Origin of the sequence: Cryptosporangium sp. NPDC051539, assembly GCF_044454545.1 — a bacterium.
Taxonomy (GTDB): Bacteria; Actinomycetota; Actinomycetes; order Mycobacteriales; family Cryptosporangiaceae; genus Cryptosporangium.
Map to the genome: position 1 here is coordinate 252,246 of NZ_JBITDV010000013.1, position 23,069 is coordinate 275,314.

At 68.9% G+C, this 23,069-nt stretch carries 19 protein-coding genes; 8 read left to right on the top strand and 11 right to left on the bottom strand.

Annotated features, from left to right (window positions below; translation table 11 throughout):
* Positions 1-76 precede the first annotated feature (76 nt).
* Positions 77-1,336, top strand: a complete 1,260-nt coding sequence (locus ACIBZJ_RS34940) for a histidine kinase (protein WP_395937412.1) — start codon at positions 77-79, stop codon at positions 1,334-1,336.
* A complete protein-coding gene (locus tag ACIBZJ_RS34945; protein ID WP_395937414.1) occupies positions 1,327-1,968 on the top strand; it encodes a response regulator in 642 nt (213 codons plus the stop codon). The genes ACIBZJ_RS34940 and ACIBZJ_RS34945 overlap by 10 nt, the downstream gene beginning before the upstream one ends.
* A 297-nt stretch (positions 1,969-2,265) precedes the next feature.
* Here the strand turns inward: ACIBZJ_RS34945 and ACIBZJ_RS34950 are convergent, their stop codons facing one another.
* Together ACIBZJ_RS34950 and ACIBZJ_RS34955 are read right to left on the bottom strand one after the other, a co-directional pair.
* Positions 2,266-2,391, bottom strand: a complete 126-nt coding sequence (locus ACIBZJ_RS34950) for a hypothetical protein (protein WP_395937416.1) — start codon at positions 2,389-2,391, stop codon at positions 2,266-2,268.
* A 185-nt stretch (positions 2,392-2,576) separates the two neighbouring features.
* The gene (locus tag ACIBZJ_RS34955; RefSeq protein ID WP_395937418.1) at positions 2,577-3,671 is read right to left on the bottom strand and encodes a hypothetical protein; all 1,095 of its coding nucleotides are present in this window, start codon (positions 3,669-3,671) and stop codon (positions 2,577-2,579) included.
* Positions 3,672-3,772: 101 nt separating this feature from the next.
* Here ACIBZJ_RS34955 and ACIBZJ_RS34960 point away from each other — a divergent pair, with 101 nt between their 5' ends.
* The 3 genes from ACIBZJ_RS34960 (at position 3,773) to ACIBZJ_RS34970 (ending at position 8,955) form a co-directional block, all read left to right on the top strand.
* Positions 3,773-4,339, top strand: a complete 567-nt coding sequence (locus ACIBZJ_RS34960; protein WP_395937420.1) for a TetR/AcrR family transcriptional regulator — start codon at positions 3,773-3,775, stop codon at positions 4,337-4,339.
* Between the two features lie 417 nt (positions 4,340-4,756).
* Positions 4,757-7,498 (top strand): hypothetical protein, encoded by a 2,742-nt coding sequence (locus ACIBZJ_RS34965; protein ID WP_395937422.1) that lies wholly within the window; start codon positions 4,757-4,759, stop codon positions 7,496-7,498.
* A gap of 221 nt (positions 7,499-7,719) precedes the next feature.
* A complete protein-coding gene (locus ACIBZJ_RS34970; protein WP_395937424.1) occupies positions 7,720-8,955 on the top strand; it encodes an FAD-dependent oxidoreductase in 1,236 nt (411 codons plus the stop codon).
* Positions 8,956-9,000: 45 nt separating this feature from the next.
* Here ACIBZJ_RS34970 and ACIBZJ_RS34975 read toward each other — a convergent pair whose 3' ends face one another.
* The 8 genes from ACIBZJ_RS34975 to ACIBZJ_RS35010 all read right to left on the bottom strand — a co-directional run bounded on the left by ACIBZJ_RS34975 (position 9,001) and on the right by ACIBZJ_RS35010 (position 18,366).
* The gene (locus ACIBZJ_RS34975; RefSeq protein WP_395937426.1) at positions 9,001-10,029 is read right to left on the bottom strand and encodes a GGDEF domain-containing protein; all 1,029 of its coding nucleotides are present in this window, start codon (positions 10,027-10,029) and stop codon (positions 9,001-9,003) included.
* 120 nt (positions 10,030-10,149) lie between these two features.
* Entirely contained in the window at positions 10,150-11,091 is a 942-nt protein-coding gene (locus ACIBZJ_RS34980) for an ABC transporter substrate-binding protein (protein ID WP_395937428.1), read from the bottom strand.
* Positions 11,092-11,100: 9 nt separating this feature from the next.
* Positions 11,101-11,496 carry a RidA family protein gene (locus tag ACIBZJ_RS34985; protein WP_395937430.1) on the bottom strand — a complete coding sequence of 132 codons (396 nt, stop codon included), beginning with the start codon at positions 11,494-11,496 and terminating at the stop codon, positions 11,101-11,103.
* Between the two features lie 12 nt (positions 11,497-11,508).
* Positions 11,509-12,336, bottom strand: a complete 828-nt coding sequence (locus ACIBZJ_RS34990) for an alpha/beta fold hydrolase (RefSeq protein ID WP_395937432.1) — start codon at positions 12,334-12,336, stop codon at positions 11,509-11,511.
* Between the two features lie 17 nt (positions 12,337-12,353).
* The gene (locus ACIBZJ_RS34995; RefSeq protein ID WP_395937434.1) at positions 12,354-13,286 is read right to left on the bottom strand and encodes an extradiol ring-cleavage dioxygenase; all 933 of its coding nucleotides are present in this window, start codon (positions 13,284-13,286) and stop codon (positions 12,354-12,356) included.
* Between the two features lie 19 nt (positions 13,287-13,305).
* On the bottom strand, positions 13,306-15,423 hold the full coding sequence (locus tag ACIBZJ_RS35000) for a hydantoinase/oxoprolinase family protein (protein WP_395937436.1): 2,118 nt from the start codon (positions 15,421-15,423) through the stop codon (positions 13,306-13,308).
* Positions 15,420-17,627 (bottom strand): hydantoinase B/oxoprolinase family protein, encoded by a 2,208-nt coding sequence (locus ACIBZJ_RS35005; protein WP_395937438.1) that lies wholly within the window; start codon positions 17,625-17,627, stop codon positions 15,420-15,422. Before ACIBZJ_RS35005 ends, ACIBZJ_RS35000 begins: the two co-directional genes overlap by 4 nt.
* A gap of 25 nt (positions 17,628-17,652) precedes the next feature.
* A complete protein-coding gene (locus ACIBZJ_RS35010; protein ID WP_395937440.1) occupies positions 17,653-18,366 on the bottom strand; it encodes a class II aldolase/adducin family protein in 714 nt (237 codons plus the stop codon).
* Between the two features lie 257 nt (positions 18,367-18,623).
* Here ACIBZJ_RS35010 and ACIBZJ_RS35015 point away from each other — a divergent pair, with 257 nt between their 5' ends.
* Genes ACIBZJ_RS35015 through ACIBZJ_RS35025 form a run of 3 tightly spaced genes read left to right on the top strand, consistent with a single transcriptional unit; the run spans position 18,624 to position 21,702 of the window.
* Complete coding sequence (locus tag ACIBZJ_RS35015) at positions 18,624-19,610, top strand: cupin domain-containing protein (RefSeq protein WP_395937442.1); 987 nt, start codon at positions 18,624-18,626, stop codon at positions 19,608-19,610.
* Complete coding sequence (locus ACIBZJ_RS35020) at positions 19,607-20,809, top strand: FAD-dependent oxidoreductase (RefSeq protein ID WP_395937444.1); 1,203 nt, start codon at positions 19,607-19,609, stop codon at positions 20,807-20,809. Before ACIBZJ_RS35015 ends, ACIBZJ_RS35020 begins: the two co-directional genes overlap by 4 nt.
* Positions 20,806-21,702 carry a fumarylacetoacetate hydrolase family protein gene (locus ACIBZJ_RS35025; protein ID WP_395937446.1) on the top strand — a complete coding sequence of 299 codons (897 nt, stop codon included), beginning with the start codon at positions 20,806-20,808 and terminating at the stop codon, positions 21,700-21,702. The genes ACIBZJ_RS35020 and ACIBZJ_RS35025 overlap by 4 nt, the downstream gene beginning before the upstream one ends.
* Before the next feature lie 128 nt (positions 21,703-21,830).
* On the opposite strand, the gene ACIBZJ_RS35030 is transcribed toward ACIBZJ_RS35025, so the two are convergent.
* A complete protein-coding gene (locus ACIBZJ_RS35030; RefSeq protein ID WP_395937448.1) occupies positions 21,831-23,063 on the bottom strand; it encodes an LLM class flavin-dependent oxidoreductase in 1,233 nt (410 codons plus the stop codon).
* Positions 23,064-23,069 lie beyond the last annotated feature (6 nt).

Sequence of the window (23,069 nt, forward strand, 5' to 3'; positions counted from 1 at the left end):
GACGTGGGGTTTTCCCCACCCCGGAAGGTGGGAGCGCCTGATGGCCGGTCGAGGCTCGGATGCCTACGGTGGACGCATGCCCGGCGTGCGGTTCGTCAGTCCGCTGGTGGCACCACGCACCTGGCGGGCGACGTTCCACGCGGTGGCCGGGATGTTCCTCGGCGTGACGACGGGTGGCGCGCTGTGGTTCTTGGGTGTGTTGTGGTGGGCCGCCGTCTACAGCCTGGTCGACGGGCCGATCGGCAACCCGCTGCTTCCGGTGGTGTATCTGGCGACGGCCGTCCTCGGCCCGCTGGCCTTGCTACCGTGCGCGCGGTTCTTCGGCGGGCTCCAACGGGAGCGGTTCCGGGCCCTGCTCGGAGTCGGCATCGCCGCGCCGAGGCACGACCCGGCCGGCGCGGGGTGGCAGCGGGTCCTTCGGACGTGGACCACCGGCTCGAACTGGCGGCAGCTCACCTACCACCTGCTTGCCCCGCTGTTGGGTGGTCTCGGCGGCATCGCTGTCGTGCTGTGCTGGTCGGCGCTCCTGCTCGCGGCGCTCTGGGGTGGGCGGGTGTCCGGCACCTGGTACGTCCTGTGGTTCGGTGCCGCCACGGCGTTGCTGTTCGCCGCACCGTGGGTCGCACGCGGCGTCGCGGCGGCGGACACGGTCCTGGCTCGACAGCTGCTCGGTCCCGGTCGGGCCGACGAACTCGCGGAGCGCGTCGAGTCGCTCGCGCGCAGCCGAGCCGACTTGGTCAACGCGGCCGACGCCGAGCGCAGGCGGATCGAACGCGACCTCCACGACGGCGTCCAGCAGCGCCTCGTCTCGCTGGCGATGAATCTCGGCATGGCCCGCCTCGCCTTCGCCGACCAGCCACCGGAGATCGTCGAGGTCATCGCTACGGCACACGACGAGGCCACGGCCGCACTTTCCGAACTGGGTGACTTCGTCCGCGGCCTCCATCCGGCCGTGCTCAACCACCGCGGGCTCGCCGCGGCGCTCTCCGGCGTTGCCGCCCGGGCACCGCTGCCGGTGAAACTCCGGGTGGAGGTCGCGCAGCGCTGTTCGCCGAGCATCGAGGCGATCGCCTACTTCGCCGTGTCCGAGGCGTTGACGAACGTCGCCAAGCACGCGAAGGCGAGCCGAGCCGATGTCGTGGCGGAGCGCGTCGACGACCGGTTGATCCTCACGGTGACCGACGACGGACACGGCGGCGCATCGATCGACGGCGCCGGCACCGGCACCGGCCTGCGCGGGTTGGCGCAGCGGGCGGCGGCCGTCGACGGGAGTATCACTGTGGTGAGTCCGCCCGGCGGGCCTACGACCGTTACGTTGGACGTCCCATGCGAGTAGTGCTAGCCGAAGATTCCGTCCTGCTGCGGGCCGGTCTGACCAAGCTGCTCACCGACGGCGGCTTCGAGGTGGTCGCCGCGGTGCCCGACGCCGACCAGTTGTTGGCCGCGGTCGACGAGCACCGGCCCGACGTCGTCGTGGTCGACGTCCGGATGCCTCCGACCCACACCGACGAGGGCATCCGCGCCGCGCTCGTCATCCGCAGGCAATACCCGAGGATAGCGTTGTGTGTGCTCTCCCAATACGTGGAGGAAACCTACGCCACCGACCTGCTCTCGGTCGACACGAGCGGCGTGGGATACCTGCTGAAGGACCGCGTGGCCCAGGTGTCGGACTTCCTCGACGCGCTGCGCCGGGTCGCTGCGGGCGGCACCGCCCTCGACCCCGAGGTGGTCGCCCAGTTGCTCGTGCGCCGCCGCGACGACCCACTCGTGAGCCTCACCCCACGTGAGCACGACGTGATGCGGCTGATGGCCGAGGGCCGCTCCAACAACGGCATCACCAAGGTGCTGAAGGTCAGCAACAGCGCGGTCGAGAAATACGTGAGCAACATCTTCACCAAGCTCGATCTGCCACCCACCGACACCGACCACCGCCGGGTGCTGGCCGTGCTCAAATTCCTCGGGGCGTAACCGGCATCCTTCGGTGGTCCCGGGCCGTCACGCGCGCGACCGTCGCCGCCCGGTCCGCTGGCCCACGACCGGCGCAACTTCCCCGTGATGAGCGGCAACGATGCGGATCGGTGGAGGTGTTGCAGGCGGTGGGCTACTGCGCCCACGAACCGGCGACCCGGTTGCTGTGGTGCGATGCCCGCGACGACGAGTGGGAGCGGCAGCGCGCGGCGACGCTCGGACTGCCCTCGGGAGGCTGGACACAGCACGAAGCGGCCCGGAGCGGGGTGCTCCGGGCCTCCTCGTTGTCTACCGTGCTCAGCTGCAGTAGCTGTAGTCCCAGCAGTCGTTGTAGTGGCGCTTCTTGTGGTGGCGGCGACGCGGGCGGCAGTCGTAGTCGTACGAGTCGTTGCAGTCGTACGAGTAGTCGTAGCAGTCGCTCATGTCGTCCAGCCTCCGAAGTGTGTTCCGCGGGGTGTTTCCCCGTCCTGGGACCAGGTTCGCGCGGAACGGGTTCGGGCTCGATCGGCTGCGTGACGCGTGGAATGTTCGGCTCGCGACACTCGCTCACGCCGCTGGTCGGGCTCGTGAGTGGCCGGACTCAGGTGGCAACGGGTGAGGGATCGCGATCAGGGGCGAACTGCCGAACTGTCGCCGAGGATCTGGTACTCGCCGCCGCACGACTCGGCCAGGGTAGGGCCGAACAGCGCGGCCGGGGTGTAGGCACCGGGCTTGCCCTCTCCGTCGAGCAGCCGCCGGACGATTTCGGCGGGCACCGTGCCCGTCCATGCCTGGGCTTCGCCGACGCGCAGCCAGCCCTCGCGCATGCTGCCGTCGGCCCACTCGATGACGGCGTGGCCCCACGAGTGCTCCCGCGGTTTGGGTGCCGCTTTGAACCGGACCGCGGCCAGCCTCCGGCGTGCGAAGGCGCGCATCGGGGCGATGTTCAGCAGGGCGGTGGCCGCCGGGAGGACCGCGCGTACGACCGGCGACGCCGGGGCCTCGCTGGAGGCGGAGACCACGTTTGCGGCACCGCTGGCCCGCTGGGCGGCCATCAGTTCGCCGAGTGGCATGCTCGCCGTGGTGACGGTCGAACCGTCGGGCAGGACGAGCCGGATCGGGTCGCCGGCGAGCTTGTCGGGCACGAGTCGGCCATTTTGGTACCGCCGGCCCTGGAACCTCCTGCCGCCCTCAAACCCGGGCAGGCCCTCCACGAGGGTGCCCGCGAGCGCGTCGCCAACGAGGCCGGCCTCGACGGTCAGCGAGGGCACCATGTCGACTCGGACCCGCTGCGGGATCGGCCGCCCTTCGCACAGCTTCGCCACGACGCTCTCGGTGGCCGTCACGCCGAAGCCGGCACCGGTCACGGCGGCGCGCCCGGCGGCCGCGAAATCGTCGCCGCGGCCGAGGGTCGCCGACACCGCGGCGAGGTCGTTCGCCAGGTCGAGGTAGTCGCTGGACGGCAGGCACGCGTCCAGCAGCGACGCGGCGGTCTCGGTGAACGGCCCGATCGTGTTCACGACCACCGTCGGCCGTTCCCGCCGGATCGCGTCCGCGGTCTCGCCGACGGATCCGGCCACCACCGTCGGCAAGCCGTTCGCCGCGGCCATCAGCCGTCCGGCGTCGCGCCCGACCAGAACCGGCCTGATGCCCCGGTGGTGCAGTTCGGCAGCGATCGCCCCCGCGCTGCGGCCGGTCCCGCCAAGAATCCACACAACTGTCATGACACGGCTCCGCCCTGGTGTGGCGAGCGTCCGGTGACGACACGCCGTGTCATCACTGTACTGCTGATGGCATGACGTGTCATCACGAGTAGGATTCAGGGATGGCCCGATGGCAAGCCGACGCGCGCGAGCGGCTGCGGCAGGCTGCCCTCGAGCTCTTCGCCGAACAGGGCTTCACCGCGACCACGGTGCCGATGATCACCGCGCGGGCCGGCCTGACAACGCGCACGTTCTTCCGGCACTTCGCCGACAAACGCGAGGTGCTCTTCGCCGACGAGGCCGAGCTGCCCGCATACGCCGAGCAACTCGTCACCGAGGCTCCCGCCGATGCCAGCCCGCTGACCATCATCCTCGACGGCCTGCGCGCCGTCGCCGAGGCCCGGTTCGAGGGTCGTAAAGACACCGTCCGGCAGTGGCGCGCCATCGTCGCGACCGATGCCGGCCTGCGCGAGCGCGAGCTGCAGAAGCGGGCCGCGCTGGCCGCCGCGATCCGCGACGGTTTCTGCGCCCGCGGCCTCGATCCGACCCGTGCCGCCCTGCTCGCCGAGACGTCGGCGACCCTGATGTACGTGTCGGTCACCGAGTGGCTCGAGATCGACGACGACCGCAAGCTCTACGACGTCATCGAGACCGCCCTCGCCGCGCTACGGGCAACCCTTGATGCTTAGTGCCGCCTTCGGGTGACGGCCCGGGCATCCGGATCTGTCGCCGTGCGCTGGTGGCCCGGCAACGGCGGGGCGGCCACGCCGACGTCGGCAGAGGTATGAGGAGATCAAAGGGCTGCCGAATTGCGGGCTTTCCGCGTGGTGTCACTGAGCCCTCTCGTCGCGTTTCCACGGTGGTCTGACGGGACGGAGCCTCTGGTTGCCTGGCGTTATCCTGCGTCCATGACGAATGACGTCCCGAAAAGATATGCGGCGTTTCTTTCGTACAGTCGAGGGGCCGACGAGAAACTCGCGACCGAACTGCAGTATGGATTGGAACGCCTGGCGAAACCGTGGAATAAGCGGAATTCGCTGCGGATATTCCGCGACAACGCCGGACTGGGCGCGAGTCCGGCATTGTGGGATTCCATTCGCGTGTCGATGGAAAGCTCCGAGTTCTTCGTTCTGCTCGCCTCGCCCGAGGCGGCCGGCTCGTCGTGGGTCGCCCGCGAGGTGGAGTACTGGCTCGCCCACCGACCGGCCGAGAAACTGCTGATCGCGGTGACCGCGGGCGAGATCCTCTGGCGGGACGATCGCTTCGACCCGGACGCCACGACGTGTCTTCCGGCCGCGGCGCTCACCGGATTCACCACCGAGCCCCGATGGGTGGACCTCCGCGAGGTCCGTCGCACGGAGCAGTACTCGCTGCAGGCGCCTGCCTTCCTCGACGCGACCGCGGAGCTGGCGGCACCACTGCACCACCTGGGCAAGGACGATCTGATCGGCCGGGATCTAGCCCAGTTCCGGCGCACCCGCCGGCTGGCACGGACCGCGATCACCCTGCTCACCGTGCTTGCTCTCGGGGCCACCGCGAGCGCGCTGTTCGCGGTGGCCCAGCAGCGCGAGGCGCGCGACCAGCAACGCCTGGCCAGCGACCAGCAGCAGATCGCTGAGCAGCAGCGGAACGCGGCCGTCCGGCTCCAGCGCATCGCCACCAGCCGGCAATTGATCGCGCAGGCCGACAATCTGGCGGCCACCGACCCGCGGGCCGCGGCAAGGCTGGCGCTGGCCGGCACGGACCTCCACGACGACCCCCAGAACCGGGCCGGTCTGGTGCGGGCCGTCGCGCAGTCGGACGTCCTCGCGCAGCTTGCCGACGGCGCCGCCGCGGTCACCGCTCTCGGCTACTCCCCGGACGGCCGGACCCTGGCGGTCGGCCGCAGCGACGGCAGCATCCGGCTCTGGACCACCGCGCCCGGGCGCCCACCGGTGCCGGCCGGCGCGTCGGTCCGCCCCTACAGGGACTGGGTCCTGACCCTGGCTTTCTCACCCGACGGTCGCACGCTCGTCAGCAGCGCAGCCGAAGAGGGGCACATCAGTTTATGGCGTATTACCTCTGGTGCTGCGCCGACGCTGATCGGTTCGCCCTTGGAGGTCGAGCCGGACGGGAACGTCATCACGGTTGCTTTCGCGCCGGATTCGCGGACGATTGCCACCGCGGGTGACGGCGGCACGGTGGCCCGGTGGAATATCAGCCGGCCGGACCGGCCGACCCAGGTCGGGGAATCGCTTGAGGTCGACGGGATGGGTACGGCGGCCTTTTCGTCTGACCTGCGACTCGTCGCAACCGGGAATTTCGACGAGCCAGTTCGCTTGTGGGACCTTTCCGACCCGGAAGGTCCCCACCAATTGGGTGGTGAACTCCCGGTTGCCGACGAATGGGTGGTCGCCCTCGCTTTCACCCCCGACCGGCGGACGCTCGCGGTGGCCAGCGGTGACGAAGGGGTTCAGCTCTGGGACCTGGCCAGACCGGATCGCCCGGCCAGCCTCGGAGCACGGCTGCCCGGCCGGGCCAGCGTCTCCCGGGTCCCCTGCGACAAGCCCTGCTCGACGACGGTCGGCATCACGTTCTCCCGGGACGGCCGTCGGCTGGCCGCCACCAACGGGCGGGAGAGCGCGGCGGTGTGGGACCTCGCCGACCGGGCTCACCCGAAGCAGTCCGGGCGCCTCCTCCGCGCTCACACCGACGACATCTACGCGCTGGCGTTCGCGCCGGACGACCAGACGCTGGTGACCGGGAGCGCCGACGGCACGGCCCTGATCTGGGATCTGACCAACCGCTTCGAACCCCGGCGGCTGGCCGGACCGTTACCCGGCGACGGACTGTTCGACTTCGCCACGTTCGCGGGCGATGGCCACCTCCTCCTCAGCGGAAGCGACATCTGGGACATCGCCGATCCGAAGCGCCCCAGAAAGGTCAGCAGCCTGCCCGGCGTCGACGGAGACATCGCCCCGGCGGTCGCACCGGACGGCTGGACCCTGGCCACCGCCGGCCGGGACCGGACCATCACGCTGTGGGACCTGCGTCACCCAGCCCACCCGGTCCCGATCACGAAGGTCCGGCCCCGGCCGCCCGCCGGCTTCGCCCCGGACCAGGAGTTGCCTCCGCACCTGGCCTTCTCGCCGAAGGGGGGACTGCTGGCCGAAGGCGGCTTCGGACAGAACTTCCTGCTCTGGGACGTCCGCGACCCGCGGCGCCCCACCCAGTTGAGCGAGACGAAGTATCCGCAGTTCGCGATCAACGCGATGGTGTTCTCCCCGAACGGCCGGACGCTGGTGATGTCCGGCCTGGACGAGAAGGTCGTCCTCTGGGACGTGTCCACGCCGGCCTCGCCCACGCTGCGCGGACGGCCTCTGACGAAGAACACCGGCGGTGTCAACACGCTGACCCTCTCCGGCGACGGACGTGTGCTCGTCTCCGCCGGTCACGAGGTCATCCTCTGGGACCTGCAGTCCGGCAGCACGCCGGAACCGTTCGGCCCGGCACTGGAGCGGGAAGCCGAGTGGCTGGCGATCTCCCCGGACAGCCACACGCTCGCCGTGGCTGACCCCAACGTCGTGACGCTGTGGGACCTCACTGATCCCGCCCGGCCGACGCAACTCGGTGGAGCCGCGGACGGGAACGGTGGTGGTTCGCTGACGGTCACCGCCATTGCCGCCGACGGGCACACGATGCTCAGCGGAGCCGGGGGCGGTGCGGTGATCCTCTGGGACATCTCCGGCCCCCGCTCCGTGGCCGCCGACCCCGTCGGACGCGCCTGCGCGATCGCCGGCCGCGGACTCGCCCCGACCGAGTGGGCTCAGGCCACCGGCAACCTGCCCTACCACCAGACCTGTCGCTAGCAGGGCTGATTCGCTCCGGAGCAACGGTCGGCGAAAGTGATCTAGCGGACATCTACGCCCACGGGGGCTTCGGAGGCTGCTACGTTCCACGGCGACGTACGAAAGTCACTGCCCGGTAGGTAGTCCGGGTGACGCCGTCAGGCGTTCGTACACGAGCATGACCGCGGGTCATGGCTCCACCAGTGCGTCTCTTGCCGCTACTACGCAGGAGACACACCTCGATGTCTGAATTCAACGTACTTGTTGTCGGCGCCGGTCTCGGCGGCCTGACCCTGGCCCAGTCGCTTCGCGGCCGGGGTATCCGGGTCTCGGTGTTCGAACGTGACGCGAGTCCGTGGGACCGGCCGCAGGGCTACCGCCTCCACCTCGACGCCGACGCCCTCAACGCCGCCCGCGAGGTACTGCCGGAAGGCCTGCGAGACGTGTTCGAGGCCACCGCGCAGTACACCGAACCGTTCACCACGATCCTGGGCACGGATCTGTCGGTTCTCAAGCGCCTGCCCAGTCATGACGAGCACGGCCGGGGCGTGTGGCCGGAGCACGACGGCGCGCCGACCCATGCGAACGTCGACCGGGCGACGCTTCGTCAGTTGCTGCTCGCCGGGCTGGACGACGTCGTGCATTTCGGGAAGTCGCTGGACCACTACCGGAGCACCCCGGAGGGCGTCATCGCCTATTTCACCGACGGTAGTGAGGCGCGTGGTGACGTCCTCGTCGGTGCCGACGGAATCCGTTCGGCCGCACGCTCCCAGCGCGCGCCGGAACTGGTCACCGTCGATGCCGGGATCACCGCGATCTACGGTCGGGTGCCGATCGACGCGGCCGCGCCGCTGGTGCCCGCCGAGACCCTGACCGACATCTTCGAGATCGCCTCGGACCAGCGGAAAGTGTTCCTCGGACTCGGCTCCGTCTGCTTCCCCGTGCCTCCCACCGACGCAGCGGCCAAGTTCGCCCCCGACATCTCCATGCGCGAGCAGAGCGACTATGTCGTCTGCATCGTCGGCGGCCGGCACGAGTATTTCCCCCACGCGGACGGGGCCCTGCGGGGCCAGTCGGGGGAGCGGCTCCAACAGGTGGCGGCGCAGATGCTGGATGCGTGGCCCGAGGCAGCGGCCGACGTCGTGCGGGCCGGCGACTCGGATTCGTTCTTCCTGGTGGAGATGTACACCAGCGTCCCAGGGACGCTGGATGCCCCGGCGAACGTCACTCTGCTGGGCGACGCCGTGCATGCGATGACTCCCACTCTCGGCCGCGGCGCCAACGTCGCGATGCGTGACGGCGCGCTGCTCGGCCGTGCCCTGGGCGAGGTCGCCGCGGGCCGGACGACGCCGGCGGACGCACTGGCGGCCTACGAGCGGGAGATGCTCGACTACGGCTTCGGCGTCGTGCGCGAAGCCGCCGAGATCGGACGGCAGCGCATGGCGCAGAACCCGCTTCCCCAGGAGGTAACGCGCTGAACGCCGGCGGGCCGGACGTCGATCCGGCCCGCCGGTCGCGGCGATTCAGATGCCTTCGAACGTCGCGATCCGGTTGCGTCCCATCCGTTTCGCCGAGTAGAGCGCTTGATCCGCAGCCGCAGTCAACTCGGCAACGGTGACGCCGCCGGCCGGCGCCGACGCGACTCCGACGCTGAGGGTGGCTCCGCCGCCGGACCCGTGCGCCAGGCCAGAACGCAGGCGCTCCGCGATGGCCGCACCCTCCTCACTGTCGGCCCCTGGCATCAGCAGGGCGAACTCGTCACCGCCGAGGCGTCCGACGTAGTCCGTGCTTCGGCAGCATTGCCGGAGAATCTCGGTCACGTCGCACAAGATCCGGTCTCCGGCCGCGTGACCATGGGTGTCGTTGATCGTCTTGAAATGGTCGACGTCGAAGACGACGAGCGCGACCGGCCGGCCGGTTTGTACGGAGTCGGCGAGCGCAGCCCGGAAGACCTCGTCGAAGGAGCGTCGGTTCAGAGCTCCCGTGAGAGGATCCGTGCTCGCGTCTCGCGCCAGCAGGATGACCAACCGCTCGACCTCGCGGCGGAGCCGCTTGACGGTGAGCGACACGAGGGCCGCCACGATCGTGAAGAAGACGATCTCCGCCGACGCGTATACACCGAGGGGCGGGCGCGCCATCGAGACCGCATTACCCGCGATGGCGACCGCAAGCGTTGCCGCCAGCATGCGGTTGTTCAGGTAGTAAGCCGAATAGAGAATCGGTACGAGCAGCAGCAGACCGAGCTGGTGGCGCATGTCTACGAGAAGTGACTGGAACGTAGTCGCGCAGATCATGAACAACGGCAGGCACGACCAGACCACCTGGGGAAGGCGACCTGCAGCGGCGTAGAGAAGTCCGCCCAGGACGAGTTGACCAACCCCGACGCCGAACGTTCCGGCTTGCGTGGACGTCCAGCGGTCGGGTGCCCCGAACACGATCAACCCGAAAATTGTCCCGTTGAGATTCAGCACGACGAGGTACGCGGCGATGCCCTTGGTCGCGATCCATCGTCCGTCGGCAGAGTTCAGGGCGGAAGGGATGTCGGTCCGCACGCTCACCAATCGGCAGCGGCCTCGCCGAACTGAGGCGAAGTTGCTCGCGACGGCGCTGCCGTCGGCAGGCCGGAGCGAATCATGGCCTGCCGACGGTGCCCGAGCATTCGACCCTTCCTTTCAGCGCGACGAGCGCTTCTCGATCGCGCGCCTCGCGAATCCGAGATCCCACATGATCATCGGGTTGTAGCGCTGGAGTTCCGGCGCCGAGCCCAGGCGGATCCGGCGCGCGATCGACACTCCCTCCGGCGTCGGCACCGGCTGATCGGAGAGTTCATCCCGGAGGATCTCCTGGAGCCGGATCAGCCTGGTCTCGTCCAACGCACCAAAATGCTCGCCCAGCAACTCGGCGCATTCCGACCGCATGATGCCCACGACCCGAGCCGGATCCGTCCGGAACAGCTCCGACGCGTCGAACGCGGAATCGACCAGTGTCTGGACCGCGTCCGCCCGGTGCGCGGCGGTCTCCTCGGTCGTGGTGAGCGTGACCGTGCCTCCCTCGAACGGGTACGGCTCGTACGGCAACTCACGCAGGCCGGCTGCCAGCGCGTCGTCGGCGTACAGGTTCGTCACGAAGCAGGCGTCGCACTCACCCTCGAGTACCTTCCGCCAGTGCCCCATCCGTCCGTACTCCCGGTCGGAGTACGTGAGGAACTCGATCGAGGAGCCGAGACCGATGTCAGCGGCCCACAACTGCGGCAGAAGGGCCTGTGGTCCGGGTGAGCGCAGAGCGAAACGTTTCCCTCGCAGGTCGCCGATCGACCGGATACCCGGCCCGACGAGCAGCTTCTCCAGCCACCGGCTCGAGGTCGAAGCGACACAGACCAGCGGCAGACCACGGGCCCGGTAGCTCTGCAGACCCCAGTAATTCTCCGCAATGACGTCGATCTCGCCATCGATCAGCAGGTCGCCCCAGTCGTGACCGGTGGGGCCCGACGTCAATCGGGACATGTCGTAGCGGACGATCTCCAGATCCAGTCCGCGCATCTTCGCGCAGTCGCGTAACAAGAACAGATACGGCGTCCGATCGACATCCCGATAGGTGACGCTCAGCGTCAGCACTGCGCGCGCTCAGCCGGCCAGCGCAACGATGTCGAGAGCGAAATGCGCGTTGCCGCCGGGCGCCGGGCTCGCGTCGGACACCTCGACCGCGGTGCGCGCCGGCGGGTCGGTCGGAAAGTACTCCAGCCAGACGTCGTGGAATTCCTTCCGGTACTTCAGATCGCTCAGATACAGCATCACTTTGACGACGTGCTGAAGACTGGAGCCGGAACCTTCGAGGATCACCTTCAGATTCTCGAAGGCTTGCCGAGCCTGGGTCGTCGTGTCGTCGCTGAGCGTATTGGTCTCCGGATCCCGGCCGCGAATGGCCGACAGAAAGATGAAGCCGTTGGCGCGTACGCCGGGCACCATGCCTTTGATCCGTTCGGGCGCTCCCGGCGGGTTGGGAATCGTTTCGCGGTCCATGGCAGCCTCCAGTTATTTGAGCAGGAAGTCGGTGACGAGCCGGGCGAACTCCGCCGGATGCTCGGTCGCGACGAAATGGCCGCTGTTACCGCCCCAGACGTGCGCCTGCACGTCCGGGATCTCCTCGAGCGCGGCAAGGACGCCGGCGACCGGGATCATCCCGTCGTGGTTGCCCCACGTCACGAGCACTTTCGCGGTGAGCGAGCGGAGTTCCTCGACCAGATCGGAATTCGAGCCCGCGTTCATCTCCGTGCGGCTGGCGAGATGGTCCGGCCTGTTCGCGGCGCGGAACCGCGCCGCGAGCGCCTCCGGTGTGCGCAGGTCCGGGTTCGGCGTGAACTGCTCCATCATCGCTTCCATGTTGGCCGGCGTCGGCTCCTTGGCGAACGCGCCGACCGCCTTGAGGCCGGGCGTCGGACCGGGGTGCTGGCTGGGCGCGTACGCCTGGATGACGATCCGGCCGACCCGGCCGGGGTAGTCGATGCCGAAGCGCAGGGCCGCGGCACTGAACGCCGACGACCCGTACAAGTGGACGGTCCCGAGGCCGAGGTGATCGGCGAGCCCCTTCTTCAGCCGGGCGCAGAAGATGTCCATCGGGACGTCCTGGCGGCTGACGTGCATCTGCGACTCGCCGAATCCCGGCATGTCGACGAGGAGCACCCGGAAGTTCTCGGCGAGGGCATCGAGTACCCACTTGGTGTTGTCCCAGGCGTTCGCCCCGGGACCGCCGCCGTGCGTGCAGATCAGCGCGGGGCCGTCGCCGGCCTCGTTGTAGTGGAGCCGAATACCGTCGATCTCGACGAATCGGTCCGTCTCTTCCTTGCTGTATTTGCTTTCCATGCCGTTCACCTTTCGACTCAGGACCGCCAGAAACCGACGCCCATCCCCATCAGCCCGCGATACATCGGCTCGTAGACCAGCGATTCCGGTTCGGTCCCACGCAGCGCGCCGAGCAGCACGAGCCATTGACGGAACTCGACCTCGCCGTTGTCGAGCAGGTCCTTCGACGACAGGCTCTTGAGCGCGTCGGCGTCGCCCGCTTCGATCCAGCTCAGTACCCGGCGATCGAAGTCCTCGGAGATGTCGCCCATCGTGAGCGGCCCGCCGTACTCCCGATACGGATAGCCGGCACTGAAGTGGGAGAGGCCTCCGGAGGCGTAGAGCACGAGCCGCTCGGATCCGGGCAGTTCGTCCAGGCATCGGCGGATGCCTTCGCCGAACTCGTAACAACGACTCGGCGTCGCGGCCGGCAGGTTGATCGCGTTGACGAAGACCAGCACCACCGGCGCGTCCGGCCGGAGCAGGGTGAGGATTTGGGCGTGCGCGTGGGAGATCAGCAGGTCGTCCGGGAACGCGCTGGACGACGTCAGATCGAAGCCCTGGTCGACCAAGCTGCCGTGGAGGGCCTTCGCGAGCCCGGCGTTGCAGCGGTAAGCCGTCGTCTCCTTCGACTCGGGGTCGTAGGCCCGGATGTGCTCGCCGGTGTAGAGGGAAAATTGGGGGACCGTGTCGGTGTAGTTCTCTTCCTGGTCGTCCCCGATGATGATCAGCGTGTCGGGGGCGAGCTGGACCAGCTGGTCACGGAGCTGCTGGAAGGCGACGCCCAGCTTCTGGAACCGTTCGTTGCTCTCTTCGGGGCTCTCGTCCGCGAGTTTGGGGTGCTGGGGCGGCGGGGTGCCGTACTTCGCCGCGAAACGCTCCCGGCTCAGCTCCCGCCGGGTTTCCCAGTTGTGCGGATCGACGAGGGCGTAGGCGTGCGAGGACGCCATCCCTGCCAGGACCTCGGCCATTGTTCTGCTCTCCTTCGTCCTACTTGCCCGCTGGCGTGATCACGATGTGCCCGTCGTCGTCCGCGACGGCTTTCTGATCGGGTCCGATCACGACGGTCGTGCCGGGGAACTCGGCGATCGCCGGGCCGGCGATCGGAACTCCGGCCGGGAGCCGGTCGCCCGCGTAGACCGTGGTGGTCAGCGGCGTGCCGGAGAAAACGACGCTGCGGCTGCCGATCGGGGTCGGCGTGTCCGTGCGCTCGTCCCGGGCGCCCCGCGTGCCGCTGGTCGCGTCGGTGGACTGCGTCGAGATGCGTCCTTCGAGCCGGAACGTGTTGATCTCGATCCCGGCCTCGGGGAGGCTGGTGCCGGGTCCGTAGATCCGCTCGTAGCTCTGCCGGAAGTCGATCAGGAGCTGGTCGAAGTCCTCGGCGGTGAGCTCCCGGTCGGGAACGGCGATCGGCAACTCGTGCGCCTGGCGGATGAACCGGAAGTACAGCGTCCGGTTGATCCGTAGCAACGGGTGATCCTTCAGCGCGGCTCGGCATTGGCGCTCGAGATCGGCGAACTTGGCGTTGACCCGCGTCAGGTCCAGGTGCGCCGACGGCCGGGCGCTGCCGGGCGGCGTCCGCTGCGGGTCGCTGCCCTGGAAAGACCGGTAGCGGTCGGACGAGACCGCACCGTAGGCCGAGTGCGTCGTCGCGGTGTAGGGCACGACGATGGTGTCGATGCCGGCTTCCTCGGCGAACGCGTAGGCATGCGTCGGACCGGCGCCGCCGTAGGCGAACACGACGAAGTCGCGGGGGTCGTACCCCTGTTGCACGGTCACGGTGCGCAGCAGGTCGGCCATCTGATTGTCGGCGACGCGCCGGATGCCGACCGCCGCCTCGACGACACTGAGCCCGAGCGGCTCGGCGACGTGCTTACGGACGGCTTCCTCGGCCAGCTCGCGGTGCAGCGGGAAGCGGCCGCCGAGGAAGAAGCCGGGGTCGATGATGCCCAGCACGACGTCGGCGTCGGTGACCGTCGGCCGGTCTCCGCCGTTGCCGTAACAGGCCGGTCCGGGGACCGCCCCCGCGCTTTCCGGGCCGACGACGAGGATGCCGCCCTCGTCGACGCCCGCGATGCTGCCACCGCCGGAGCCGATCGCGGTGACCTGCACGCGCGGAGTCGCGAGGTGGTACCGGTCGGCGATGCTGGTCGTCGTCACGAGCGGTTCGCCGTCGACGATCAGGCCGGCATCAAAACTCGTGCCGCCCATGTCGCTGGTGATCACGTTCGGATAGCCCAGCTCGCGGGCCAGCGCGGCCGAGGCGAGCACACCGCCGGCCGGGCCGGACATGATCATGCTCACTGCCCGGTCTCCCGCCTCCACCGCGTCCATCACTCCGCCGGTGGAGTCGAGGACGGTGAAGTCGCCGGTGAAGCCCATGCCTTCGAGGCGCCGTTCGAGCAGGCTCACGTACCGGCTGATGACCGGGCCCAGGTACGAATTGATGACCGTGGTCGCCGTGCGTTCGTACTCGCCGATGACCGGCGCGATCTCGCTGGAGGTGGTCAGGAAGACCTCTGGCCATTCTTCCTTCACGATCCGAGCGGCGCGGTCCTCGTGAGCGGGGTCGACGAAGGACCACAGGAAGCTGATCGCGACCGCGTTCACACCGGCTCGGCGGAGTTGCCGCGCCGCGGCCCGGATCTGTTCGGCGTCGAGGGGGACGATCTCCTCGCCCTCGAAGTCGTGGCGTTGGTCGACCCCGACGATCAGTGCCCGGTCGACCAGCGGCTGCGGATTGCGTCGGCGGCTGTAGTGACCGGAGGCCTGTCCGATGCCGGTCCACGACCCCATCGACCGCTGCACGAGCAGCGTGTCCTCCATGCCGCGAGTGGTGATGATCCCGGTCGGTTCCCCCTTCCGCTCGATCAGTGCGTTCGTGGCCGCGGTGGTTCCGTGCGCGAAATACATCACCCGCGTCGCGAACTCCTCCGGGGTCAGGCCGAACTCGGCGGCGGCCAGGGCGAAGGCGTTCACCACCCCCTGACTGCGGTCCGACGGGGTGGTCGGGGTCTTGAATTGGTGTGCCACGTCGAGGTCGTCGATGACGACCATGTCGGTGAAGGTGCCACCGATATCGGTGCCGACGAGGTACCTGCCGGTCATCGTGCCTCCAGCGGTTGAGCGGGTGAGTTCGCGAGGGCCAGTCGCACGTCGTCCGGATCAGGGGCGCCCACCGGCACCAGATCGACGCTGTGGCAGAGCCCGCACGACGGGCAGAAGTAGCGGCGGAACTCCACCGACTCGTGGACGGTCAGCGTCGTTGCCACCTCGGCGCCGGGCGCGACGTCGGTAGCGGCGTACAGCCGCCAGTTCTCGCCGGCGGGCGCGAGCACGTGGCCGCAGGAGCACCGCGTCCAGAGGTCGCCGCCGGTGTCGCGGACCACCTGCAGCCGGTCGCCGACCGGGCCCACCCGGGTGAGTGGACCGGATGCCGGGCCCCGGTCGAACCGCCGTTTGCCGGCCAAGCGCCCACGTTGCTGCCGCAGGCTCGCCCGGTTCGCCGCGGTGGCTACCTCGTCGACCTCTCCGGTCGCGTCCAGCTCGACCCGGTAGTGCCGGCGCGCACTTTCGTCCGTGACGGCACCGTTGCGGACGTCGGCCGCGACCTGGCCGGCCGGCCGTTCGAGCGGATCCCCCCAACCGGCTCCGGATTCGGCCGTCACGATCAGCACGTCCTCCCGGGACAGCGGCCCCGGGAGGTCGGCGGCGTGGGTGCGCGTGCCGGACAGTTCGTCGACCGTCGGGATGTGGCCCGCCGCGAACGCCTCACGGATGTTCGCGCCGCGGACGACCACCTGGGCCGGCTGGGCGCCGGGGAGGCCACCGAAGGCGCCGTGGTTGTCCGGAACCTGGAACACCTGCGTTCCCAGCGGGACGAAGGATTTGACCTTGTGCGGCACGTACGACGCGCCGATGCTCTGGCCGCCACGATGGCGTCCGGCGCCGCTCTCCGATGCGAGCCCGCGCCAGAGGTAGAGCAGCGGGTAGTCGAACTCGAGCGATTCGACGTTGGAGATGTTCGTCCGCTCGATGTCGTGGTGACCCTGTACGGCGACACCGTCGTGGTCGTGGTACGCCGCCCCGCCCGACGCCAGGTTGTCCAAGGTGAAGCCGACGACCTGCTGTCCGTTGTCCTTCAGCCCGAGGAACGCCCACATGCTCGGCCGGCCGCCGGGGCTGGCCTCGGCCTCACCCAGGTACTCGTCACTGCAGGCCAGCAGCTTCGACACGGCGGCGATCGTCGCGATCTGGACCTCGTACGCGGCTCCGGCGATGTTTCCGCTGACGGCGGCGGGTTTGCGGGCGTTGCAGACCCGGCCCTCCGGGCAGATGACCTCGAGCGGCTCGTACAGGCCCGCGTTCCACGGGATGTCGTACGCGATCGTCGGGAGCAGCGCGGCCGAGATGCCCGCCATCAGGCCGGCCCACGTGCAGTTCTTGGCGTCCGGCTGCTGGTCGGTGGATCCGGAGAAATCGAGGACCATCCGGTCGCCGGTCTTGGTGAGAGTGACGGCGACCAGGGGGACCTCGCTGCTCCCCTCGGTGACCTCGAGATATCCGACGCCCTTCACCGTGACGTCGGGCAGTTCGCGCAACCGGCGGCGCATCCGGTCCTCGGAGGTTCGGATCAGGGTCGCCATGACCGTCCGCAACTCGTCGACGCCGTACCGCTGGACGAGCTTGCCGATGCCGTCGCCGGCGGCGTGGTTCGCCGCCATCAGACCCTTGAGGTCGAGTGCCATCGCGGCTGCGGCTCGGCTCTGCGAGAGGATCATGTTCCAGACGTCGGATCGGATCGTGCCCGCCTCGACGAGCTTGATCGGCGGTAACAGCAGGCCTTCCTGGTAGCTCTCGGTGGCGTCCAGGCCGATGCCGCCGTGCCGCATGCCACCGATATCGGGCATGTGCATGAGCCCGCCCGACCAGAAGATGAGCTCGTCATCAGCGAAGATCGGCGCCACGATCGCCATGTCGGGGCCGTGCACGGCGCCCTTCCAGGGGTTGTTGACGACGAACATGTCGCCGGGGTTGATGCCGGGGTTCTCGGCGCAGTCGGCCAGGACGTGCCGGACCATCGACCCCATGGACGAGGCGTGGAAGAGAATCGTGCGGCCCATCACTGCGACGGCGCCGTCGGGCAGGTAGATGCCGACGTTGAAATCGGACATCTCGGTGACGTTCTTGGACCCGGAGATGGCGGACAGGCGAGCGGCCTGTTCGTCGACGACCCCGAGCAGGCGGTGGCGGATCACCTCGAACGTGACCGGGTCGACCTCGCGAAAGGTCTCGTCAGCGGACGATGCCATGGGTTTCTCCCGTCGTCGGTGGGCGTCAGTAGGCGTTGGTGCGAAGCAGGTAGTCCCAGCCACCCCGGATCGCCTGTGGGGTCCAGACCTCGGCGCGCTTCGCGGCGGTCTCTTCGCGTTGGCCGAACCGGGCCAGCGAACCGGCGGACATCGCGGTCAGCTGGGTCCGGCAGGCGCGGTCGAGCAAGACCGCGGTCATCACGGCGGTGGGCAGGTCGGGTCCGACCGTGACCAGCCCGTGCTGCGGGATCAGACAGGCGTTCGCGTCGGCCAGCGTGGCGGCCAGGGCTGATCCGAGCGCCTCGTCGCGGATCAGCCCGCCGGTGGCGGTGAACCGCGGCACGTCGGGATAACCGAAGAGGCAGCCGGCATGATCGAGAGGGCGGAATGGTACGTCGAGCGCCGAGAACGCGTTGGCTGCGTCGGAATGCGTGTGAACCACCGCGCCGACGTGGTCGTTGTATTTGAAAATCTCGGTGTGAATGGGATATTCGATGTGTCGATTTCCCGAACCGGCTACCACCTGCCCGTCGGGTGCGACGAGAACGACCTTCCAGGGGTCTATCTCCTCGAACCCCCAGCCCGAACTTTTCATCCAGGCGCCACGGTTCCGGGGATCCCGTACGCTGCAGTGGCCCCAGATCAGATCGGATTGTCCGGCCCTCGCCAGAGCGAGAGATCCATCGACGACCAGGCTGATCGCTTCGTCGTCGGACGTGGGTACCAACTCCGTCGTCACGCTACCGACTCCTTTGGCGACGTGAATGTGAACAACAGATTGCCACCCCTGAGCGGCCGGAAATAGTCGGCTCGGTCCACAAATTGCCGGGCCCGGCCTTGTGGCCCGAAGACAAATTGAATGACGCAAATTGACTGTCGGCTGTCGCGGATTTACGGTAACGAGCCAGTATCTCTCACCCGTTCCTGCGGGAGGTCCGCGTGTCCACGATTCGCTTCTTCGGAAACGATCCGGAATTAGACGAGCTCTATGCCGAAATGAGCGAGAACGAATTACAGCCGCTGTGGATGCTCAAGGGTCTGTTGACGCCGGAGCCCGTCGTCGCCACTGTTCCGTACGTCTGGCCGGCCGCGACGCTCACCCGCCTGGCGAGCCGCAGTGGCGAACTCGTCGGCATCGACCGCGGCGGCGACCGCCGGGTGCTGGCGTGTGCCAACCCAGGGCTGGGCGGCGCACCCTACGCGTCGTCGACGTTGTGGGCGGCAGTGCAGTACCTCGGCCCCGGTGAGGTCGCCCCGGCGCACCGGCACACGCCCGCTGCCCTGCGCTTCGTGCTGAGTGGTGCCGGAGTGTGGACGCTGGTCGACGGGGATCCGCTGCACATGGCGCGCGGCGACCTCGTGCTGACCCCGAGCATGACGTTCCACGAGCACCACAACCCCGGCGACCGTCCGATGACCTGGATGGACGTGCTGGATCTGCCGGTCGTCGCCGGTCTCGACGCGGTCTTTTTCGAAGAGGGCCCGAGCGAGGAGGTTGATGCCCGCACGGACCGGCTGTCCCGGTCGGAATTGCGGTACGGCGGCGGCCCTGGTCTCGTCCCGTCGTCTCCCGATCCGGTGCGGCCGCACTCACCACTGCTGGCCTACCGGTGGGAGCACACCGACGTCGCTCTCGAGGCGTTGCTGGAAGGCGAGTCGAAATCCCACGGCACGATCCGTTTCGTGGATCCGCTCGGCGGTCGTGACGTCATGCCGACGCTGCGTTGCGAAATGACCCGGGTACGGGCGCACGCACGGACTCCGTCCCACCGGCAGACCGGTTCGCGAGTCGGGACCGTGCTGAACGGGACCGGCATCGCGGACATCGGCGGCAAAACGTTCGCGCTCGGGCCGGGAGACATCTTCGTCGTGCCGTCGTGGGGAGCCTTCTCGGTGTCCGCGGACGAGCAGCTCGACTTGTTCTCGACCTCTGATGCCCCAGTGCTCGAAGCGCTGGGCCTGTTCCGGCAGCGTGAAGCATGACCACCGTCGTTCCGGCGCTCGTCGTCGGCGGAGGGATCGGCGGGCTGGCGACTGCCGTGGCGCTGGCCCGACAGGGACGGGACGTGCATCTGATCGAGCGGGCGCCCGAGTTCGCCGAGATCGGTGCGGGTTTGCAAGTCGGTCCGAATGCTCTGCGCATGCTCGACCGCCTCGGTCTGCTCGGCGAGGTGATGAAGCGCGCCGTGCGCCCACGCCGCGCCGTGATGCTCGACGCGATGAGCGGCGAGCATCTGACCACGCTCGACCTCGGCGAACGGTTTCGTGAGCGGTACGGCTACCCCTATGTCGTCCTGCATCGGGGTGACCTGCTCGAGGTACTCCTCGACGCCTGCCGGGCGGAGCCCCGGGTGGCGCTGGAGAACACCAAGACCGTCGTCGACGTCCGAGCGGACGCCGAGGAAGCATTCGTGCGCTGCTCCGACGGATCGGAGTACCGGACCGGGCTGCTGGTGGGCGCGGACGGGCTGCACTCCCGCGTGCGGACGCTCATCGACACCTCGCCGCCGCATCACAGCGGGTACTTCGCCTACCGCGGGACGTTACCGATGAACGAGGTCGCCGACGAGGTCAGCGCGGACGAAGTCCGGCTCTGGGTCGGCCCAGGCCTGCACCTGATGCAGTACCCGGTCCGCAGTCTGGAGGTCTACAACCAGGTCGCGGTGTTCCGGAGCGACCGTTTCCAGCAGGGTCTCGTTCCCCACGGCACACCCGACGAGCTCGAGTCCCGGTTCGCCGACGCCTGCGACGCCGTGCAGCGACACGTCGCGCGGATCTCGACCGAGCGGAATTGGCCGATCGTCGACCGGGACCCGCTTCCGACGTGGACCGCCGGCCGGGCCGTCCTGATCGGCGACGCCGCGCACCCGATGCTGCAATACCTCGGGCAGGGCGCCTGTCAGGCACTCGAGGACGCGGTGGCGCTGGCGCACGCGGTCGGCCCCGGCCCCGGTGACGTGCCCGTGGCTCTGGCCGCTTACGAACGACAGCGGATCGGCAAGGCGTCGCGCTGCCAGCGGAGCGCGCGGCCCTGGGGCGAGGTGTGGCACACCGACGACCAGGCGATGCTGGGCCTGCGCCGGCGCGTGTTCGGTGGCCGCAACGCCGACGACTACTCCGAGCTCGACTGGCTCTACCTCGACGACGCCGTGGCGGCGCCAAGCCCTGGAGGATCCCGATGAAACTCTTGACCTCTCGGTCCGGCGCCGGGTGGCGTGTGGGCGCGGTGACCGGCGACACCGTCCACGACGTCCGGCTGGACGGTCGGGGCTGGGACGGCGGGCTGCGGGAACTTCTCGCGGCCGCCGGCGGCGACCCGCGGCGGATCACGGTCGACTCCGGGCCGGGGCTCGCGCTTGCTTCGGTCGAGGTGGGCCCGTTGCTTCCGGACCCGTCGAAGATCGTCGCCGCGCCGGTCAACTACGTCGACCACCAGGCCGAGATGAACGAGGCCACGCACATCGACGGCCTCGGGGTGTTCCTCAAAGCGCCGTCGTCGGTTCTCGCGCACCACGGTGTGGTGCGGTTGCCGTACGACGATCGGCGTTTCGACCAGGAGGGTGAGCTTGCCCTGGTCATCGGGCGGACGGCCCGTGACGTCCCGGCCGAGGACGCGCTGTCTTACGTGTTCGGCTACACGTGCCTGCTCGACATCACGATGCGGGGCGGGGAGGACCGGTCGACTCGCAAGTCGTTCGACACGTTCACGCCGATCGGCCCGTGGCTGGTGACGCCGGATGAGGTCGGTGATCTGGGCTCGCTGCGGTTGCGCTGCTCCGTCGGTGGCACGCTCCGGCAGGACGCGTCGATCGGCGACCTGATCTGGGACGTGCCCGCCCTGATCGCGTATGTCTCGTCCGTCATGACGCTCGTGCCGGGCGACGTCCTCTCGACCGGTACACCAGCCGGTGTGGGGACGATCGCGGACGGGGACACGATCTCGGTGACCATCAGCCGGATCGGGACGCTCACCGTGTCGGTCAGCGGCGACGGAGCGCGGCACTGTCCGACGAAGGGAGTCGGCCGGGGGCCGGTGCCCCCGGCCGAGGTGACGCCGCTTCGGTCGCGGGGATAGGGCTACGCGGCCGGAAGGCGTGCGTGCCGGCCCCTGTGCAACAGCAGGGGCCGGCGGTCCGCGCCCGCCCGCGAGCGGGCCGGGCCGGTGTTCGTCCGGCCCGGCCCCGTGCGGTTTCCGCCGTCAGCTCAGCGGAAATTCGGCATGACCTGCTTGGCGTAGGTCTCGAGCTGGTACCGCTGCACTGCGTCCGAGTCGTCGAACGGCATCGACTGTCCCCAGGACTCCCAGATCAGCCAGTCGAGGTTGCCCCCGCCGTAGAGCGTCGACATGTCGGCGAGCTGCTCGTTGACCATCTCCGGCGTGCCGCACAGCAGCTGGCCCGCGTCGAGCATCCGCTGGGTGAGGGCACGCTCGTCGGCGAAGGTGAGGGGGCGCGCAGGTGGGTCGGAGTCGATCCGGTAGCCCTCGTTGAACCAGAACTTCTGGAAGATGTTCTGGTACCAGAACCCGGCGGTGTGAACAGCGAAGTCGAACGCCTCCTCGAACGTGTCGCCCAGCGCGATTTTCGCGACGACGCCGAACCGATCGCCGAGCTCGACGTCGTGGCCGGCCGCGCGGGCAGAGTCCCGGTAGGTCGTCGCGACCTGTCGGATCCGGTCCCGGCCGCCGGCCGCGACGTACAGCGTCCGGCCGTGCTTGCCCGAGTCGATGACCGTCTGCTCCGAGCGGGTACTCGGAATGAAGATCTCCGGTCGGTCGAGGAGTTTCGGGGCGATGCCGATCCGGTGGATCGTCCCGTTCTCGTCGACGTCGCCGGGCACGCCGTACTCCCGGGTCCAGTCGGCGAGGGGCCAGTTCGGAATGCCCGTCGCGGGGAACGGCACCTGATAGTTGGGCCCGTCGTGACGGAACGAGTCCTGAGCCCATGCGGTCTCGATGATCTCCAGGAACTCATCGAACTTCTGCCGATTCGCGGCCTCCGATTCCGGGGCGTGCGCGACCGCGCTCTCCGTCTGGGAAAGTGTCTGCACCCACCGGGTCTGGAAGCCGCGAGCGAAGGCGACGCCGAGCCGGCCGGGGAACATGTGGCTGAACAGTGCGAGATCCTCGGCGACGCGGATCGGGTCGTGGGAATTGACCACGATCGACATCGGAACGAACGTGATGTTCTCGGTCAACGCGGCCAGCTTGGCGTACATCAACAGGTTGTTCGGGATCGACTCGCCACCCTCGTATTGGAAGTGGTGCTCGGTGCTGCCGAATGCGTCGACGCCCAGCTCGTCCGCCCAGAGCGCGAGCTTCTCGTAGCCCGTCAGCATGCGCTGGAAGGCCTCGTTGTCGCGGGATACCGGACGTTTGGTCCGCCGTTCCTCCTCGGTCACCGGTATGGCCGAGCTGGTCATGAACATGGTTTTCATGTGAAC